We start from the raw sequence: 16686 nt of genomic DNA, 5'->3' as shown, positions 1-16686 counted from the left end.
CAAAACGATAGCATGTGCGATTGGCGCAGTTTATCAGCCAGAACGGGTTATTATCCTGCCGTCGAGCGCTGCTTTGACAATTAAAAACAGTTATTCGCGATTCGATGCGGGTTTAATGGAGTGAGCCTCGGAGAAAAATGGCATTACTGCTGTCCGACGGTCTTTATGGGAGGTGTTTGTATGAAGTGGGGTGTGGTGTGTCTGCCGTTGATATTGGCTTTGGGTGGTTGCGCGAGTGTTTCCGAAATCAATGAAACCCTGCCGACCATGAGCGTGATTTCCGGCAAAAAACCCCATGAGTATGCTCAGTGCCTGGCAGACAAGCTTGCCAGCAGTCGTGGCGCGTTGCAGATGCAACCGCACAAGGATGGCGTGCGAGTGATTGTTCCCGGGAAATTTGCCACCGGCGCGGCTGCGGTGTTTGATATCGAAGACCGTTCCGGCGGTAGCAGCATCAAGCTGCATGAGCGCATGTCCAATGTGCCGGTTCGTCCGCATGACGTGCGAAACGCCGCCAATGCCTGTATTTCCGGCTGATAGAATAGCGCTCATCAGCACCGATGCCGTCGCAGCCATGCTGTGACGGCATTTTCATTTCTGGAGTCGCGCATGAAGCGAGAGCAAGTACGGGAACGGCATGCAGAGGGCCTTATCTCTGCCACGCATGTGATTCAGAATCCGGCGAATTCGGGCGAATGGATCGTGTTTTTCAAGAAGAGCGCCGGTCGCAGCTATTTTCTGGTGGACGATAACGACGAAGTCGAATCCTTCGCCCGTCTCGACGACCTGATCGAGATCGTGCGCGGGCTCGGGATCAAGTTCGCCGAGATCCACATGTAGGGTCTATTTGCAGACCACCACCACGCTGCGGTTCTTGTAGTTGCCGACATCGACCCCCAGGGTTTTGTCGCTTTCCTTGGGCGCTGGTGTGCCGTCGGTACCGACGATGCGATAACCGGTGCCGGCGCAGGAGGCGTCAGCCTTTTCGTAGCAGGTCGCCCAGGAGTTGGCTTCGCCGGAGCAATCGATGCTCAAGCCCTGTTCGCCGTTGTTCAGGTAGGTGGTTTGCGAGGTAGCACAGCCACCCAGGGCCAGTACCGCAATCAGCGGCAGCATTCTGTTCATATTCATAGATGTGTCGTCTTCAGCGAGGGAGGGGCTAAGCGCTCTGACAGCGCCCGAGTGAAAAGGTTATAGCGATTGGCCACTTGTTTGCACGGATCTTTCGCCCGGCCATAAAAAACCCTGCGCAAGGGCAGGGCTCGGTGTGTGTCGCAGTGGATCAGTCCTGATCCTTGCCACGGCGCTTGGACGACGCTGGAGTGTCGGTGAACACCGACGCTACGTCCGTCGCCAGTTGCTCGCTGTCGAACGGACCGGCGATGTGTTCGCCATTGGTCGTGGTCAGGTTCCACTTGCCGTCTTTCTTGTCGATCACATACCCGTTGATGATTTTTACCGCGGCCATCTATCAGTCTCGTTCGCTGGTTCAAAGGCGCCATGATACCGACAAATCCTCACATTGTGGGGCGATCAGCGTATGGTGAAGCAACGCATTTGCGTGTTTGAACTACTCTGTTTTGCGGGTCGAAGTCGCCAACGGAACTATCGGCGAGAATATTTCTCTATGTTGACATCGGTTAGCCAGTGCGGGGCATTGTAAGGTGCACGCCGCCTGATTAGACTGCGCCGAAACTCGTACACACAGCCCTTTCAAGGACTTATATGATCAAGAAATGCTTGTTCCCAGCAGCCGGTTACGGTACTCGCTTCCTGCCAGCGACTAAAGCCATGCCCAAAGAAATGCTGCCGGTGGTAAACAAGCCACTGATCCAGTACGGCGTTGAAGAAGCTCTGGACGCTGGCTTGACTGAAATCTCGATCGTGACCGGTCGTGGCAAGCGCGCGCTGGAAGACCACTTCGACATCAGCTATGAGCTGGAAAACCAGATCAAGGGCACCGACAAGGAAAAATACCTGGTCGGCATCCGCAAGCTGCTGGACGAGTGCTCGTTCTCCTACACCCGTCAGACCGAAATGAAAGGTCTGGGCCACGCGATCCTCACCGGTCGCCCGCTGATCGGTGACGAACCGTTCGCCGTGGTACTGGCGGACGACCTGTGCGTCAACCTCGAAGGCGATGGCGTACTGACCCAGATGGTCAAGCTGTACAAGCAGTTCCGCTGCTCGATCATCGCGATTCAGGAAGTCGACCCACAGGAAACCAGCAAGTACGGCGTGATCGCCGGCGAGATGATCCGCGACGACATTTACCGCGTACACAGCATGGTCGAGAAGCCAAAGCCGGAAGACGCGCCGTCGAACCTGGCGATCATCGGTCGTTACATCCTGACCCCGGACATCTTCGACCTGATCGAGCAGACCGAGCCAGGCAAGGGCGGTGAAATCCAGATCACCGACGCCCTGATGAAGCAGGCCCAGAACGGCTGCGTCATGGCCTATAAGTTCAAAGGCAAGCGTTTTGACTGCGGTGGCGCTGAAGGCTACATCGAAGCCACCAACTTCTGCTTCGAGAACTTCTACAAGACCGGCAAGGCTTACTGATAGCGCCGGATCTGCCTCGCGAAGGGTGTGAAAGCACCCGCGCGAACGCACCCACAAACGCCCCGACCTGTTCGGGGCGTTTGTTTTTGTGCTGGAAAAAAACTTGAGTCGAGCGCCGCGATTCACTGACGGGCTCTGAGCGCGCTGGCTGCTTTTTCAAGGGCGAGGGTGCGTTCGAGCATACTGGCTGCCCCGATTCTCTTCAGCCGGCACAGCAGAGCCTCGCACAAGCGGGCAACCTGTCCGCCCGCAACAAAAAAAGCTCCGTATCTTGCGATACGGAGCTTTTTATTTGTGCGTTACGCCGATGGCGATCTGTCGCAACCGGCGCCTTCCATGCGGTTACTGCAGCACGACATTCGTTGCGGCAGAGTCGACTTTTTTCGGCTTCATCAGGCTGAAGTCGATCAAGGCCCGCTGCTCGCGTTCGTACGGATTACCGATCATCAACGGACGCGGTTTGAAGCTGTCACTGACCAGACTCTTGCTGCGGTCCAGTTCGTCGAAGCTCAAACCCGCCATGTCCGCCCAGGTGTGGATCAGGTGCGAGCTGCTGTACGGCCGGCCCAGATCAGCGGCGAAGTCCCAGTCGTGGTTCTCGCGCCATTTCGGCGAAGCCCAGGCCATGAATGGAATGGTGTACATCGGCGCGGTCGGTTTGTTCTCGTTACGTCCCAGGGTGTTGTGGCCGGCGGAGTCGAACACGTCTTCACCGTGGTCGGAGAGGTACAGCAGGAAACCGTTCGGATCGGACTTGGCGTAGTCCTTGATCAGGCTCGACACCACGAAATCGTTGTACAGCACTGCGTTGTCGTAGCTGTTGTAGGTCGGCACCTGATCGTCGCGCACACCGGCCGGCACGCCGTTACGGTCCTGAAACTTGTCGAAGGTCGGCGGATAGCGGTACTGGTAGCTCATGTGAGTACCGAGCAGGTGCACGACGATCAGCTTGCGCTGCGCCGGGTCGGTCAGCGCCTTGTTGAACGGCTCGATCACATCACCGTCGTACTGCGCGGCGTTCTGGTTGCGGTTGTTGTTCAGGTACACCTGCTCGTCGGCCTGTTCGGAGAAGGTCGTGAGCATGGTGTTGCGCTTGGTCATGGTCTGCTGGTTGGTGATCCAGAACGTCTTGTAACCAGCCTGTTTCATCATGCTGACCAACGACGGCGTGGACAGGTACAGGTCCGGATTTTCTTCGTCGGCGAAGGTCAGCACCTGCTGCAGCGCTTCAATGGTGTACGGGCGCGGGGTGATGACGTTGTCGAACACCGCGAGCTGATCCTTGAGCTTGTCCAGTTCCGGCGTGGTCTTGCGTCCATAGCCGTACAGGCTCATGCGCTGACGGTTGGTCGACTCGCCGATCACCAGCACCAGAGTCGAAGGTTTATCGGCGTCGGCCGCCTTGAGGTTATGCAGCGGCGGCACCTTGCTCGCGCTGTGCAGCATGTCCTGCATGCCGGCCAGGGTGTCGAGGTAACGGTGGTAGGCCACGGCCATCTGCCAAGGCACGGCGGGCTCGATGCGGTCTTCGAACTTCTCGAAACCGCCGGCGAAACTGCCGGTACGCTGGGTCTGCTTGATCAGCGGGTAGCCGACCACGGCGATCAGGATCGCGATCGCTGCGGCGAAAGCGCGGCCACGGGGCATGTACACCGGGCGCAGGCGCGTCCACAGGAAGTAGGCGAACGCAGTGTGCGCGAGAAACGCCGGGACCATCCACCAGGCAAAGTACTGGGTCATATACTCGCCGGCTTCAGAGATGTTCGACTCGAACATGATGAAGATGACGCTTTGCGAGAATTCCTGCTGATAGATGAAGAAATAACCCAGGCTGGCCATCGAGCAGGCCCAGAGTACGACACCGATCAGCGCGGCCAGCAGTTTGGTGCGTTTGGGAAACGCCAGCATCGGGGCGAGCCACAGCGCACTCATCACGAAGGCCTGACGGAACCCGCTGAAACCGGAGGTGCCGGTCAGCTGGATCAGCAGTTGGGTGATACCCGAGAAATACCAGAAGAAAGCGAATAGCCAGAGAACACCGGCCCAGTCGAAACCTGTCGCAGTCGTTTTGCTGCGTTTGAACAATGCCATTCAGCACTCCAGCTCATCGTCACTAACCACCGTCGGAGTGCTACATCAAACCGACGAACGGAAGCCGCGCGCAAACGCACGGCCAGAATGCGCCGGAGTATCACCAAGGCAGTGTGAAAACTTCGTTAGTTGCCGATCAGGGGCAGGGGAGCATCATGTCGGGAACGACAGGCGCCGTTCCCGAAGCAGGCGGGGCAGGTCAGGCGTGCGGATGGCGCTGGACCACCGGCAGAGGTTTGGGCTGAGCGCCCTGGGTCAGCGAGCGCAGCTGCGCCAGCTCCTGCTTCAACTGGTCGCGCTCGTCTTTCAACTGACGCAATTCATCGCGACGGATCGTGACGTACAGGGTTTGTGGCGGCATTGCTGTGTGTACTGTGCCCATTGCTCACCTCGCAAATGGCGTGTCTCAACTGCAAATCGTCCCCGCGTCGGGGCTACTGACTTGCTATCGGCGCCAATTTTGATTTCTTTTGCCCGTGAATGGAACTTTTTTATTTTTCATGGTCGGTGTGTCTTCGGCAGGATTCGGGGCGTTATCAGTCTGGATCGGGCACAATGCCCGGAAACTTCATCGCAACGCTCTGGACTAACCTCCATCAGTCGCGTTGGGCTATAACCAATGACACACATTTATTTGTAGTAAGGAGCATCAGCACATGCAACTCGGGATTATTGGACTGGGCCGCATGGGCGGCAATATTGCGCGACGTCTGATGCTCAACGGTCACACCACCGTTGTTTACGACCGCAATACCGCTTTCATCGATAACCTGGTCGCCGAGGGCTCCACCGGCGTTGCCGACCTGCCCGCTCTGGTGGCAGGCCTGGCCAAGCCACGTGCCGTATGGGTCATGTTGCCGGCCGGCGCGCCGACCGAAGACACCATCAACACTCTGAGCGACTTGCTGGAAGCCGGTGACACCATCATCGACGGCGGCAACACCAACTATAAGGATGACATTCGCCGGGCGAAAACCCTGGCCGAGAAGGGCCTGCACTACATCGACGTCGGTACCTCCGGCGGCGTCTGGGGCCTGGAACGCGGCTACTGCATGATGATCGGCGGCGACGCCGAGACGGTGAACCGTCTGGACCCGCTGTTCGCCGCTCTGGCGCCGGGCATGGGTGACATTCCGCGCACCAAGGATCGCAAGTCCGAGGATCACCGCGCCGAGCACGGCTACATTCATGCCGGTCCTGCCGGTGCCGGGCACTTCGTGAAGATGATTCACAACGGCATCGAGTACGGCATGATGGCCGCGTTCGCCGAAGGCTTCGACATTCTCAAGACCAAGTCCAGCGAGCGCCTGCCGGAAGATCAGCGTTTCGACCTCAACGTAGCTGACATCGCTGAAGTGTGGCGGCGTGGCAGCGTGGTGTCCTCCTGGCTGCTCGACCTGACCGCCGACGCGCTGGCCAGCGATCCGAAACTCGACGGCTTCTCCGGCTCTGTTGCCGACAGCGGCGAAGGTCAATGGACCATCGAAGCGGCCATGGAGCAGGCGGTGCCGGTTCCGGTGCTGTCGAACTCGCTGTTCTCGCGCTACCGCTCGCGCGGTCAGGGCACTTTTGGCGACAAGATTCTTTCGGCCCAGCGCTTCGGCTTCGGCGGCCACGTGGAGACACCGAAGAAATGACCCATACGATCCGCAGAAAATCCAAGGCAGAACCCGCACCACCGACCACGCTGTTTCTGTTCGGTGCCCACGGCGACCTGGTCAAGCGCTTGCTGATGCCGGCGCTGTACAACCTCAGTCGCGACGGCTTGCTGGACGAAAATCTGCGGATCGTCGGCGTTGATCACAACGCCATTACCGATGAAGCCTTCGCGCAAAAACTCGAAGACTTCATCCGTACCGAAGTGGCGGCGAAGGTCGGCAAGGGCGATCAGATGCTTGATCCGGCCTTGTGGGCCAAGCTCGCCAAAGGTATCAGCTACGTCCAGGGCGACTTCCTGGACGACAGCACTTATTCCGCGCTGGCGGCGAAAATCGCCGACAGCGGCACCGGCAATGCGGTGTTCTACCTGGCCACCGCGCCGCGTTTCTTCAGTGAAGTGGTGCGCCGACTCGGCTCGGCCAAACTGCTGGAGGAAACCCCGGAAGCGTTCAGAAGGGTGGTGATCGAGAAGCCGTTCGGCTCTGACCTGCAAACCGCCGAAGCATTGAACGCCTGCCTGCTCAAGGTCATGTCCGAGAAACAGATCTATCGGATCGACCATTACCTGGGCAAGGAAACCGTGCAGAACATTCTGGTCAGCCGGTTCTCCAACAGCCTGTTCGAAGCGTTCTGGAACAACCATTACATCGACCACGTGCAAATCACCGCCGCCGAAACCGTCGGCGTCGAAACCCGTGGCAGTTTTTACGAGCACACCGGTGCGCTGCGTGACATGGTGCCCAATCACCTGTTCCAGCTGCTGGCAATGGTCGCCATGGAACCGCCGGCCGCGTTTGGTGCTGACGCCGTGCGCGGCGAGAAGGCCAAAGTGGTTGGCGCGATCCGCCCATGGAGCGTTGAAGAGGCGCGAGCCAATTCGGTACGCGGCCAGTACAGCGCCGGCGAGGTCGATGGCAAAGCGTTGAATGGCTATCGCCAGGAGGCCAACGTGGCGCCTGACAGCAACACCGAAACCTACGTCGCGCTGAAGGTGATGATCGACAACTGGCGCTGGGTCGGCGTGCCGTTCTACCTGCGCACCGGCAAGCGCATGAGCGTGCGCGACACCGAGATCGTCATCTGCTTCAAACCGGCGCCGTACGCGCAGTTCCGGGATACCGAGGTCGATGAGTTGCAGCCGACCTATTTGCGTATTCAGATCCAGCCCAACGAAGGCATGTGGTTCGACCTGCTGGCCAAGCGGCCGGGGCCGGCGCTGAACATGGCCAACATCGAGTTGGGGTTTGCCTACAAGGACTTCTTCGAGATGCAGCCGTCGACCGGCTATGAAACGCTGATCTATGACTGCCTGACCGGCGACCAGACGCTGTTCCAGCGCGCCGACAACATCGAGAACGGCTGGCGCGCGGTGCAGCCGTTCCTCGATGCCTGGCAACAGGATGCGAGCGTGCAGACCTACGCCGCCGGGGAAGATGGCCCGCAAGCCGCTAATGATCTGCTGACTCGCGATGGTCGCGTCTGGCATGGTCTGGGATGAGTGAATCGATCCGCTTTTTACTGAGTGACATGGACGGCACGCTGTTGCTGCCCGATCACAGCCTGAGCCAACGCACCATCGACGCCGTTCGTTCGCTGCGCGAGGCCGGCGTGTTGTTCAGTCTGGCGACCGGACGCCCACCCAAAGCCATGTTGCAGCAGATCGAAGCCTTGGGTGTCGATCTGCCGACCGCCGCCTTCAATGGCGGCACCATCGTCAATCCGGATGGCAGTCTCTTGGTGGCGCATTACCTGCCGGTGCCGACCGCGCTGATTGCCCTGGCGTTGTTCGCTGACCAGCCGGATGTGGAGATCTGGGTGTTCAGTGGTGGCGACTGGTTGCTCAAAGACCCACACGGGCCGATGGTGCCGCGCGAACAGCACGGTCTCGGTTATCCGCCGGTGGTGGTCGAGAGTTTCGAACCGTACCTGGAGCGCATCGACAAGATCGTCGCCACCAGTAACAACACCGATTTGCTGATCGAGCTTGAGGCGCGCCTGTTAGCCAAGGTCAGCGGCATGGCCCAGGTTTCGCGTTCGCAACCGGTGTATCTGGACGTGACAGCGCTGGAGGCCAACAAGGGCACCGCACTGGCGACGATTGCCGAGCATCTCGGCATCGCGCTGGAGCACACGGCGGCGATTGGCGATGGCGGCAACGACCCGGCGATGTTCCATTGCGCGGGACTGTCGATTGCCATGGGGCAGGCGGAAGAAGCGGTGAAGCGCCAAGCCGATGTGGTCACCGCGCCGAACACTGAAGACGGTGTGGCACAGGCGATCGAGAAGTACATCCTCGGTCGCTGATTCACCCGGAAACAAACTGTGAGAGCGGGCTTGCTCGCGAATGCGGTGTGTCAGTCAACACATCAAGTGCCTGACCCGGCCTCTTCGCGAGCAAGCCCGCTCCCATAGTTTTAATCGCGTGTTGTCAGAGTCATTGGCTCACCGCCCTGGCAATGTGGGCGCGGGCTTGCTCGCGAATGCGGAGTGTCAGCCAACACATCCAGTGCCTGACACGGCCTCTTCGCGAGCAAGCCCGCTCCCACAGTTTTAATCGCGTGTTGTCAGAGTCATTGGCTCACCGCCCCGGCAATGTGGGAGCGGGCTTGCTCGCGAATGCGGAGTGTCAGTCAACACATCAAGTGCCTGACCCGGCCTCTTCGCGAGCAAGCCCGCTCCCACAGTTTTAATCGCGTGTTGTCAGAGTCATTGGCTCACCGCCCTGGCAATGTGGGAGCGGGCTTGCTCGCGAATGCGGAGTGTCAGCCAACACTTCAAGTGCCTGACACGACCTCTTCGGGAGCAAGCCCGCTCCCACAGTTTTAATCGCGTGTTGTCAGAGTCATTGGCTCACCGCCCTGGCAATGTGGGAGCGGGCTTGCTCGCGAATGCGGAGTGTCAGTCAACACATCAAGTGCCTGACCCGGCCTCTTCGCGAGCAAGCCCGCTCCCACAGTTTTAATCGCGTGTTGTCAGAGTCATTGGCTCACCGCCCTGGCAATGTGGGCGCGGGCTTGCTCGCGAATGCGGAGTGTCAGTCAACACATCAAGTGCCTGAAACGCCTCTTCGCGAGCAAGCCCGTTCCCACAGTTTTAATCGCGTGTTGTCAGAGCCAGTAACTCACCGCGTACCAGCCCAGCAATCCCATCACCCCGGTGTACGGCAGCGCCATCCATACCATCCGCCCGTACGACAGGCGCACCAGCGGCGCAATCGCCGAGGTCAGCAGGAACAGGAATGCCGCTTGACCGTTGGGTGTCGCCACGCTCGGCAGGTTGGTGCCGGTGTTGATCGCAATCGCCAAAGTCTCGAAGTGTTCGCGGCCCATGTGCCCGGACAGGAAGGCCTGTTTCACTTCGGTGATGTAGATCGTGGCGACGAACACGTTATCGCTGATCGCCGAGAGCAGGCCGTTGGCAATGAACAGCATGCCCGGCTGTTGCTCCGCTGGCAGTGCCAGCACCCACTGGATCAGCGGGGCGAACAGTTGCTGATCGTGAATCACCGCGACCACGGCGAAGAACACCACCAGCAATGCGGTGAACGGCATGGCGTCCTTGAACGCGCTGCCCAGACGATGCTCGTCGGTGATGCCGGTAAACGCGGTGATCAGCACGATCACCATCAAACCGATCAGCCCGACCTCTGCAACGTGAAACGCCAGGCAGCCAATCAGAATCAACGCAGCAGCACCTTGCACCAGCAGGGCAGCACGCTGGCGCGGGGTGCGTTCGGCGTTGTCTTCGGCGGCATAATTGGCCAGTACGGTACGCACGTTGTCCGGCAGCAGGGTGCCGTAGCCAAACCAGCGCAGTTTTTCCAGTAGCACGCAGGTCACCAGACCCGCCGCCAGTACCGGCAGCGAAACCGGCGCGACTTTCTGGAAGAACTCTGCGAAGTGCCAACCCATTTCATGACCGATCAGCAGGTTCTGCGGCTCGCCCACCAGGGTGCAGACCCCGCCGAGTGCGGTGCCGACCGCGCCGTGCATCAGCAGGCTGCGCAGGAACGCGCGGAATTGCTCCAGATCTTCATGGTGCAAGGCTGGCAGATGACGGTCGTCGCTGAATTCGCTGTCCTGACGCGGATCATTGCCCGAGGCCACACGGTGGTAGACCGAATAGAACCCGACTGCCGCGCTGATGATCACCGCAGTGACGGTCAAGGCGTCGAGAAACGCCGACAGAAAAGCCGAAAGAAAGCAGAACATCAGCGCCAACAACGCCTTGGAGCGCACGCCCAGCAGCAACCGTGAGAACAGAAACAGCAGCAGATCCTTCATGAAGTAGATGCCGGCGACCATGAACATCAGCAGCAGGATCACCGGGAAGTTATGCACCAATTCGTCGTACAGCGCCTGCGGCGTGGTCATCTTCAGCAGCAGGGCCTCGATCAGCAACAAGCCACCGGGCATCAATGGATAGCACTTGAGGGCCATGGCCAGGGTGAAGATGAATTCGATCACCAGCAGCCAGCCGGCGGCGACCGGGCCGACAGTGAACAGCACCACCGCGTTGAGGATCAGGAACCCGACGATGCACGCCTTGTACCAGCGAGGCGAATGCCCGAGGAAGTTATGCGCGAACGCCTGAACCAGTGAACCGGACATCGGTTGCTCCTTGTATTAAGAAGCGCGCAAGTTGCCGCATGTGTCTGGCAAGTTCAAGTCCGGGAAGTTATTGATTCAGATAACGCGCGACCATGGCGCGGTAGTTGCCGTCGAGCGAGTAGCCGCCGACAAGAATTTTCCGGTCTGCCTGGATCGCGAGAGAGTTGGCGGTGTCCAGGCTGCGGCCCAGGCGCGTGCGTAACCAGCCGTGGCCGTTGCCGAAGCTTCGATCGAGATGGCCGTCAGCTTTGTAGCGTGCCACGATGAAGTCTGCCTCGACGCCGCCGATCGTCGCACCCACCGCCATGATCCGACCATCCGCCATGCGTTGCGCGGCGCTCCACTGGCAACCACTGGGGCCGATTTCCAGCAGATGCGGGTGGCCAGTGTCGTTGCGCCAGTCCGGGCGGCCGTTAGGGTGCAGGCTCAGCGCCAGGCAGCGGATCGGATCGCGACTGCTGCCAAAGCAGTGCAGATGTTCCTTCGACTCGATGACCTGGCTGACCATCGCGCTTTTGCCGTTGGCTTTGAAAGCCAGGAAGCCATCCACCGCGAAGCGTTCATCAAGACGCCCGTCAGGCAGATAGCGCGCCACCAGACCCTCTTGGGGAAAATCAATCGAGCCGGCGACGAGGATCCGCCCGTCCTCTTGCAATACGAGGCTGCTGAGCCACGTGTTGAGCAGCAAATGTCGAATCATCACGAAACCGCGCCCATTGAAGCTTTCATCGAGCGTCCCGTCTGGTGTCAGGCGGATCAGCATTCCGGCATGGTCGGCGAGTTCGAAGTGGTGATTGGCGATCAGCAGAATATGCCCGTCATCCTGCACGGCGATGTCACAGGCTTCAGCCCCCGGTACGCCGGGTGGCAGCCAGCAATCGCGGGAGCCGATGGACAGGTCGCCGGGCAGGCGTACCACTTTGCAGCCATTTTTACCAAAGTCCGGGTCGGGGATTCCGTCAGCGCTGAACAGGGCCAGCGCAGGCAGGGTGCGATGGGTGTTTTGATAATGCAGCCCGGCCAGCAGGATTCGTCCGTCGGGCAACACTTGAACCTTGCCACCGGTGGCCTCAAAACCGCATTCGAACTCGCCAATCACGCTGCCTTGCTGGCCGAACGCGAGGTCGGCCGAACCGTCTGCGAAGAGGCGTGCCAGACCAAACCGACTGCCTTGCGCAGTGCCGACTTTGGCGGCGACCAGCACGCGCCCCTGTCGATCCAGCGCAATACCCTGGGTCATGCTGGAGACACTGCCGGCGAAATACACTTGGGCAACGCCAGTGCTGGCGAATTGTTTGTCGAGTTGCCCGGAACTGTTGAGTAGTGCCGGGCGCGCGAAGGCGTTCTCGGGTGACATGCATGCCTCTCCTTGCAAGTTGACCAGGCCCAAATGGGCGGTAACTGCATGAGCGGAACATTCAATCCCTGAATACACGCAAGTTCAACTGACAGAACTAACAGGTGGAGGGTCGCACTGTGCCATAACAGTGTCTTTTTGAACCAAATGAAAGCCTGCCAAGCAGTGGCGCCTGACAGGTTGAAAAAAGTTGTACAGAGGTATTGAAGATAAACAGCAGCGGACAACTAACAAAGAACAGGGCGGATGACGTTAAAGTCATCCGCGTCAGCCTCTGATCAATGTGGCATCGACCACGATTGCAGTTGATGCCCCTCTTTGCTCAATTCGGCACGGGCCTGTTGCAACAGCAGTTCCAGTTGCGCCGGATCGGAATAGGCGCTGCTTGGAATCTGCTTGCGACCAATGTGCGAGTTGGTACGGTCGATGACGGTCAGGTTCAGTTCGCCGTTGCCGTCTTGTGGGGCCCAGGCCACGCACTGGAAGGGTTTGAATGCGTGGTTGGCAATCAGAAGAGCTTCGTTGATACGGAGCGGGGCGGTCATGGGGTCGTCTCTCTGTCGTGCCCAATCAAATGATGTGCCGTCGGTTGGGCTTACCGTTCGGCTGGTTACTTGTACTGATGCACGCAACCCCGTCGCGGGTCACACACGACACAAAGAAATTTCAACTTTATTGCCGCTGCTCGATTTTTCGCCAGTTTTTGAAAGCTGGGCGAAAGATTCAAACTCGATAGCTAACTAATAACCTCGTTTCTTATAACTCGTTAGCTTGTACATCTATAAGCAATCGATACAAGGAGCTGTCAATTTCTTGCTAGTGTTACAGTCGGGTCTGCCAAATGACTGTTTTTACAATAATTTCCCTAAATTTGGCGCCAAGGAACAGTCATGATCGAAGCGCCTGCGTTACGACGTTTATTGGTGGTCGACCCGTGCGACGACTGTCACCGGTTATTACCTGGTTTGCGCGCGGTTGGGTGGGATGTCGACAGTTGTAGCCTGGAAAATGCCGCTGATCGGACATGCGATGTCGGGCTGTTACGCCTGCAGCCTTTTCACCTTGAACGCCCTGAAGCGGTCAAGGAACTGATCAGCCGTAGTGGCACCGAGTGGATCGCGGTGTTGAACCAGGAAGTCCTGCGGTTGCAGAACGTCGGTGATTTCGTCTGCGAATGGTTTTTCGATTTCCACACCTTGCCGTTCGATGTCTCGCGGGTCCAGGTGACCCTTGGGCGTGCGTTCGGCATGGCGCGTTTGAGGGGGCAAGGCACGATTCATGTTGATCAGCCGGAGCATGAGTTGCTCGGCGACAGCAAGCCGATCCGCGAACTGCGCAAATTATTGAGCAAACTGGCGCCGACCGAGTCCCCGGTACTGATCCGCGGTGAGAGCGGCACCGGTAAAGAACTGGTCGCGCGCACGCTGCACCGCCAGTCCCAGCGCCACAACAAGCCGTTCGTGGCGATCAACTGCGGGGCGATTCCCGAACACTTGATTCAGTCCGAACTGTTCGGCCACGAAAAAGGCGCGTTTACCGGTGCTCATCAGCGCAAGGTCGGGCGCATCGAAGCGGCCAACGGTGGCACGTTGTTTCTCGATGAAATCGGCGATTTGCCGCTGGAATTGCAGGCCAATCTGCTGCGTTTCCTGCAGGAGAAACACATTGAACGCGTCGGTGGCAGCCAGCCGATTCCGGTGGATGTGCGCGTCCTCGCGGCCACCCACGTCGACCTCGAAGCCGCCATCGAGAAAAAACGCTTTCGCGAAGACCTGTATTACCGTCTCAATGTGCTGCAAGTGGTGACTGCGCCATTACGCGAGCGCCACGGGGATCTGTTGATGCTGGCCAACCATTTCTCGCACTTCTACAGCCATGAGACCGGCCGCCGTCCACGCAGCTTCAGCGAGGATGCATTGATCGCCATGGGCAAACACGATTGGCCCGGTAATGTGCGTGAGCTGGCCAACCGCGTGCGACGGGGGTTGGTGCTGGCCGAGGGCCGGCAGATCGAGGCCCGTGACCTGGGGTTGATCAGCCAGCATTCGATCAACACGCCGATGGGCACGCTGGAAGACTACAAGACCCGGGCCGAACGCCAGGCCTTGTGCGATGTGTTGAACCGGCACAGCGACAACCTCAGTGTGGCGGCTAAAGTGCTGGGCGTGTCGAGGCCGACGTTTTATCGCCTGCTGCATAAACATCAGATTCGCTAGAGACCAAAGCTCAAAAGATCGCAGCCTGCGGCAGCTCCTACAGGGATTGACTCTGTAGGAGCTGCCGCAGGCTGCGATCTTGTGCTTTAGAAGTAGTACGGGAATTTCAGGCTGAAGGAAAAGTCCGGAGCATCGTCGGTCATGCCGATCGACAGGTTGGGCACGATGGTCAGGTTATCCGTGGCGGCAATGGTCATGCCGACGTTGAAATAACCGGCGTTAGCGTCACTGGAGACCACCGACTCCCAATCGCCGCCGTCCTGTTTCAGCTTGCTCTTGCGTTGCACCAGGTCAGACACCGAAAACGACATACTCATCTTTTCGTTCAGCGCAAACGCAATACCGGCGCCGATCTGGAAGCTGTCGCCAATCTTCACCTTGCCCGGGGTTTTCTGGTTGACGGTCGAGCTGATGTCGTCGAACGACTCCTCCAGGTTGTGGGTGTAGGACAAGCTGCCGAACAGCACTGCCGGGTCGAACGTCTTGACCAGCGAAATCCCGGGGGTGATCGACCAGACACCGTTACCGGTTGGCAGCGTGTCAGGTACGAACAGGTTGGAGTTGGCGTCGGTCTGACGCAGCTTGATCCCGAACGGGTCCTTGCCGGTAGGTGCCTTGACTCGCAGGGTGACCACGGCGTCCGGGGTGTTGACCGATTCGTCGAGGAACTTGTAGGCGATACCAAAGTTGACGTCGCCGATGGTTGGATCACGCGAAACATCCTGTTCCGTCGTGACGTTGGACGCACCACCGTTGCCGCCACCGGACTGGTAGGTCGATTCGCGGTAAACCACCGGTACGTTGACGTCGAACTGCCAGCGGTTGTCGAAGTTGTAACGGCCGGTCAGGTCCAGCGTCCAGGTGTCGGCCTTGATCCGGTCGAGGTTGATGTTGCCGAGAAAGATCGAGTCCAGCGCCAGGAAACCGTTGAGAATCAACTGCCGGGTGTCGTAACGCGAGTAGGTCACACCGGTTTCAAAGCTGAATTTACCGCCGCCGAAAAAGCCGCTGGCTTCGTCGTAGAGGTTGGACACACTCTGTGCCGGTTGCGAGTCGTCGGCCAGCGACTGGCCGTAAGAAGCGCCACTGCCCCCGGCCGCGCCCCCCGACGCTGCTGCGGCACCAGTCCCGGTCGCGACTTTTGGATTGCCTTTCATGTCGGATGGCGATTTGGCCAGGCGTTTGGGTTGCGGGGCTGCCGGTTGGTCCTCGACCTGACGGACCCGTTGTTCGAGCACCGCCAGGGCCTTTTGTTGTACTTCGTATCGTTGCTTCAGCTCCAGAAGTTCCTGTTTCAGGGTCTCCACATCTGCGTCGGGAGCTGCTTGCAGCATCGCCGCGGGTAGAAGGGTACTCAAACATACAGCGGCGCGCAGTGATACTGATCGATACATGAATAAGCCGTCCCTTTAAGCCCAATGATCGAGACTCAGCGTAGTTCAATATCCGATATTGCGTAGTGCCCTGAGTTGAGTCAGGTTGCAGTCCAGTGCGCCGGGGCTGATGCCGTTATTGTTAAGCACAACATTGAGTTGGGTCATGTTGTTGACCACGTTGGCGCTGCCCAGCAGGCGAGTGTTCTGCAGCAGGCCACCCTGGGCGACTTGTTGCAGGGCGGTGCCCTGATTGCCCGAAGCCTGAATCGCCATTTGCACACCACCGCTGCTGGCCGAAACGGCGACGCTGCCGGCGGCATTGCTGGCACCGATGGTCTGCCCGGACATCAGCGCCTGGCCTTGTGCGGGGGCCAGTGGAGGAGGGGTGTTGGCTTCTTTGACGTTGATTGCCACGTTGTTGCTGGCGGTGTTGCCGTCGCCGGCGGCGCGTACGCTTTGGGTCACGCCCTGGCTGCTGTTGAGTGCCGCACCACCAATGACATTGCCAGTGCCCGGAGTCGGGGTGCTGCCGTTGCCCTGTTCCTTGATGGTCGAGACATAGAATTCCGGCTTGATCGTGGCGGCCTGGATTTGCATCGACGTCGCAGCGCCGATCAGATCACCGCTGGCGTTGCGCCAGGTACTGCTCATGACAATGCCGAAGCTGATGATCCGCCCCGGCATGACGTAACGACCACGTAGCTCGGCGAGCTCCTGGTCCTTGATTTCGATGGGTTTGAATCCTGCATTGGCATAGCCTGACGCGCTTGCTGCCAGGCAGGCGGCGGCCAGCCAGTATGAGGTTTTCATCT

The 16686-nt window shown here is 59.1% G+C and carries 16 protein-coding genes; 7 read left to right on the top strand and 9 right to left on the bottom strand.

Annotated features, from left to right (window positions below; genetic code table 11):
- The first annotated feature begins 180 nt into the window (after positions 1–180).
- Together ACS4NR_RS08745 and ACS4NR_RS08740 are read left to right on the top strand one after the other, a co-directional pair.
- Positions 181–537: a hypothetical protein gene (locus ACS4NR_RS08745; RefSeq protein WP_095136107.1), complete on the top strand. Its 357-nt coding sequence runs from the start codon at positions 181–183 to the stop codon at positions 535–537.
- Between the two features lie 72 nt (positions 538–609).
- Positions 610–840 carry a hypothetical protein gene (locus ACS4NR_RS08740; RefSeq protein WP_027612691.1) on the top strand — a complete coding sequence of 77 codons (231 nt, stop codon included), beginning with the start codon at positions 610–612 and terminating at the stop codon, positions 838–840.
- A gap of 3 nt (positions 841–843) precedes the next feature.
- Here ACS4NR_RS08740 and ACS4NR_RS08735 read toward each other — a convergent pair whose 3' ends face one another.
- Both ACS4NR_RS08735 and ACS4NR_RS08730 read right to left on the bottom strand, forming a co-directional pair.
- Positions 844–1131 (bottom strand): hypothetical protein, encoded by a 288-nt coding sequence (locus ACS4NR_RS08735; RefSeq protein ID WP_456019731.1) that lies wholly within the window; start codon positions 1129–1131, stop codon positions 844–846.
- A gap of 151 nt (positions 1132–1282) precedes the next feature.
- Positions 1283–1468 carry a hypothetical protein gene (locus ACS4NR_RS08730; protein WP_007964653.1) on the bottom strand — a complete coding sequence of 62 codons (186 nt, stop codon included), beginning with the start codon at positions 1466–1468 and terminating at the stop codon, positions 1283–1285.
- Positions 1469–1725: 257 nt separating this feature from the next.
- Here ACS4NR_RS08730 and galU point away from each other — a divergent pair, with 257 nt between their 5' ends.
- On the top strand, positions 1726–2565 hold the full coding sequence (gene galU / locus ACS4NR_RS08725; protein ID WP_007912230.1) for a UTP--glucose-1-phosphate uridylyltransferase GalU: 840 nt from the start codon (positions 1726–1728) through the stop codon (positions 2563–2565).
- 342 nt (positions 2566–2907) lie between these two features.
- On the opposite strand, the gene ACS4NR_RS08720 is transcribed toward galU, so the two are convergent.
- Both ACS4NR_RS08720 and ACS4NR_RS08715 read right to left on the bottom strand, forming a co-directional pair.
- Complete coding sequence (locus tag ACS4NR_RS08720) at positions 2908–4656, bottom strand: phosphoethanolamine transferase CptA (RefSeq protein WP_253149864.1); 1749 nt, start codon at positions 4654–4656, stop codon at positions 2908–2910.
- 199 nt (positions 4657–4855) lie between these two features.
- Complete coding sequence (locus ACS4NR_RS08715) at positions 4856–5038, bottom strand: DUF6026 family protein (protein WP_007964649.1); 183 nt, start codon at positions 5036–5038, stop codon at positions 4856–4858.
- Between the two features lie 274 nt (positions 5039–5312).
- Between ACS4NR_RS08715 and gnd the strand changes: the two genes are divergently transcribed.
- The 3 genes from gnd to ACS4NR_RS08700 are packed head-to-tail and all read left to right on the top strand — an operon-like array spanning position 5313 to position 8619.
- Positions 5313–6293, top strand: a complete 981-nt coding sequence (gnd, locus tag ACS4NR_RS08710) for a phosphogluconate dehydrogenase (NAD(+)-dependent, decarboxylating) (protein ID WP_150368376.1) — start codon at positions 5313–5315, stop codon at positions 6291–6293.
- A complete protein-coding gene (gene zwf / locus ACS4NR_RS08705) occupies positions 6290–7813 on the top strand; it encodes a glucose-6-phosphate dehydrogenase (RefSeq protein WP_204894522.1) in 1524 nt (507 codons plus the stop codon). The genes gnd and zwf overlap by 4 nt, the downstream gene beginning before the upstream one ends.
- On the top strand, positions 7810–8619 hold the full coding sequence (locus ACS4NR_RS08700; protein WP_456019730.1) for an HAD family hydrolase: 810 nt from the start codon (positions 7810–7812) through the stop codon (positions 8617–8619). Before zwf ends, ACS4NR_RS08700 begins: the two co-directional genes overlap by 4 nt.
- Positions 8620–9422: 803 nt before the next feature.
- Here ACS4NR_RS08700 and nhaB read toward each other — a convergent pair.
- The 3 genes from nhaB to ACS4NR_RS08685 all read right to left on the bottom strand — a co-directional run bounded on the left by nhaB (position 9423) and on the right by ACS4NR_RS08685 (position 12827).
- The gene (gene nhaB / locus ACS4NR_RS08695) at positions 9423–10925 is read right to left on the bottom strand and encodes a sodium/proton antiporter NhaB (RefSeq protein WP_456019729.1); all 1503 of its coding nucleotides are present in this window, start codon (positions 10923–10925) and stop codon (positions 9423–9425) included.
- A gap of 67 nt (positions 10926–10992) precedes the next feature.
- Complete coding sequence (locus ACS4NR_RS08690) at positions 10993–12282, bottom strand: hypothetical protein (RefSeq protein WP_456019728.1); 1290 nt, start codon at positions 12280–12282, stop codon at positions 10993–10995.
- 278 nt (positions 12283–12560) lie between these two features.
- Positions 12561–12827, bottom strand: a complete 267-nt coding sequence (locus ACS4NR_RS08685) for a hypothetical protein (RefSeq protein WP_115984791.1) — start codon at positions 12825–12827, stop codon at positions 12561–12563.
- 345 nt (positions 12828–13172) lie between these two features.
- On the opposite strand from ACS4NR_RS08685, the gene ACS4NR_RS08680 reads away from it, so the two are divergent.
- Positions 13173–14498 (top strand): sigma 54-interacting transcriptional regulator, encoded by a 1326-nt coding sequence (locus ACS4NR_RS08680; protein WP_456019726.1) that lies wholly within the window; start codon positions 13173–13175, stop codon positions 14496–14498.
- Positions 14499–14584: 86 nt separating this feature from the next.
- On the opposite strand, the gene ACS4NR_RS08675 is transcribed toward ACS4NR_RS08680, so the two are convergent.
- Positions 14585–15892, bottom strand: a complete 1308-nt coding sequence (locus tag ACS4NR_RS08675; RefSeq protein WP_095136087.1) for a transporter — start codon at positions 15890–15892, stop codon at positions 14585–14587.
- A 45-nt stretch (positions 15893–15937) separates the two neighbouring features.
- The gene (locus ACS4NR_RS08670) at positions 15938–16684 is read right to left on the bottom strand and encodes a hypothetical protein (RefSeq protein ID WP_095136085.1); all 747 of its coding nucleotides are present in this window, start codon (positions 16682–16684) and stop codon (positions 15938–15940) included.
- Positions 16685–16686: the final 2 nt, after the last annotated feature.

Source organism: Pseudomonas sp. JQ36, assembly GCF_053851495.1.
This window is presented reverse-complemented; position numbering and strand designations above follow the sequence as displayed.

Coding starts and splice junctions, on each gene's coding strand:
- ACS4NR_RS08670 (WP_095136085.1), bottom strand. CDS start 16,684: ATGAAAACCTCATACTGGCTGGCCGCCGCCTGCCTGGCAGCAAGCGCG.
- ACS4NR_RS08745 (WP_095136107.1), top strand. CDS start 181: ATGAAGTGGGGTGTGGTGTGTCTGCCGTTGATATTGGCTTTGGGTGGT.
- galU (WP_007912230.1), top strand. CDS start 1,726: ATGATCAAGAAATGCTTGTTCCCAGCAGCCGGTTACGGTACTCGCTTC.
- ACS4NR_RS08690 (WP_456019728.1), bottom strand. CDS start 12,282: ATGTCACCCGAGAACGCCTTCGCGCGCCCGGCACTACTCAACAGTTCC.
- ACS4NR_RS08675 (WP_095136087.1), bottom strand. CDS start 15,892: ATGTATCGATCAGTATCACTGCGCGCCGCTGTATGTTTGAGTACCCTT.
- ACS4NR_RS08680 (WP_456019726.1), top strand. CDS start 13,173: ATGATCGAAGCGCCTGCGTTACGACGTTTATTGGTGGTCGACCCGTGC.
- nhaB (WP_456019729.1), bottom strand. CDS start 10,925: ATGTCCGGTTCACTGGTTCAGGCGTTCGCGCATAACTTCCTCGGGCAT.
- ACS4NR_RS08735 (WP_456019731.1), bottom strand. CDS start 1,131: ATGAATATGAACAGAATGCTGCCGCTGATTGCGGTACTGGCCCTGGGT.
- zwf (WP_204894522.1), top strand. CDS start 6,290: ATGACCCATACGATCCGCAGAAAATCCAAGGCAGAACCCGCACCACCG.
- ACS4NR_RS08740 (WP_027612691.1), top strand. CDS start 610: ATGAAGCGAGAGCAAGTACGGGAACGGCATGCAGAGGGCCTTATCTCT.
- ACS4NR_RS08715 (WP_007964649.1), bottom strand. CDS start 5,038: ATGGGCACAGTACACACAGCAATGCCGCCACAAACCCTGTACGTCACG.
- ACS4NR_RS08685 (WP_115984791.1), bottom strand. CDS start 12,827: ATGACCGCCCCGCTCCGTATCAACGAAGCTCTTCTGATTGCCAACCAC.
- ACS4NR_RS08700 (WP_456019730.1), top strand. CDS start 7,810: ATGAGTGAATCGATCCGCTTTTTACTGAGTGACATGGACGGCACGCTG.
- gnd (WP_150368376.1), top strand. CDS start 5,313: ATGCAACTCGGGATTATTGGACTGGGCCGCATGGGCGGCAATATTGCG.
- ACS4NR_RS08730 (WP_007964653.1), bottom strand. CDS start 1,468: ATGGCCGCGGTAAAAATCATCAACGGGTATGTGATCGACAAGAAAGAC.
- ACS4NR_RS08720 (WP_253149864.1), bottom strand. CDS start 4,656: ATGGCATTGTTCAAACGCAGCAAAACGACTGCGACAGGTTTCGACTGG.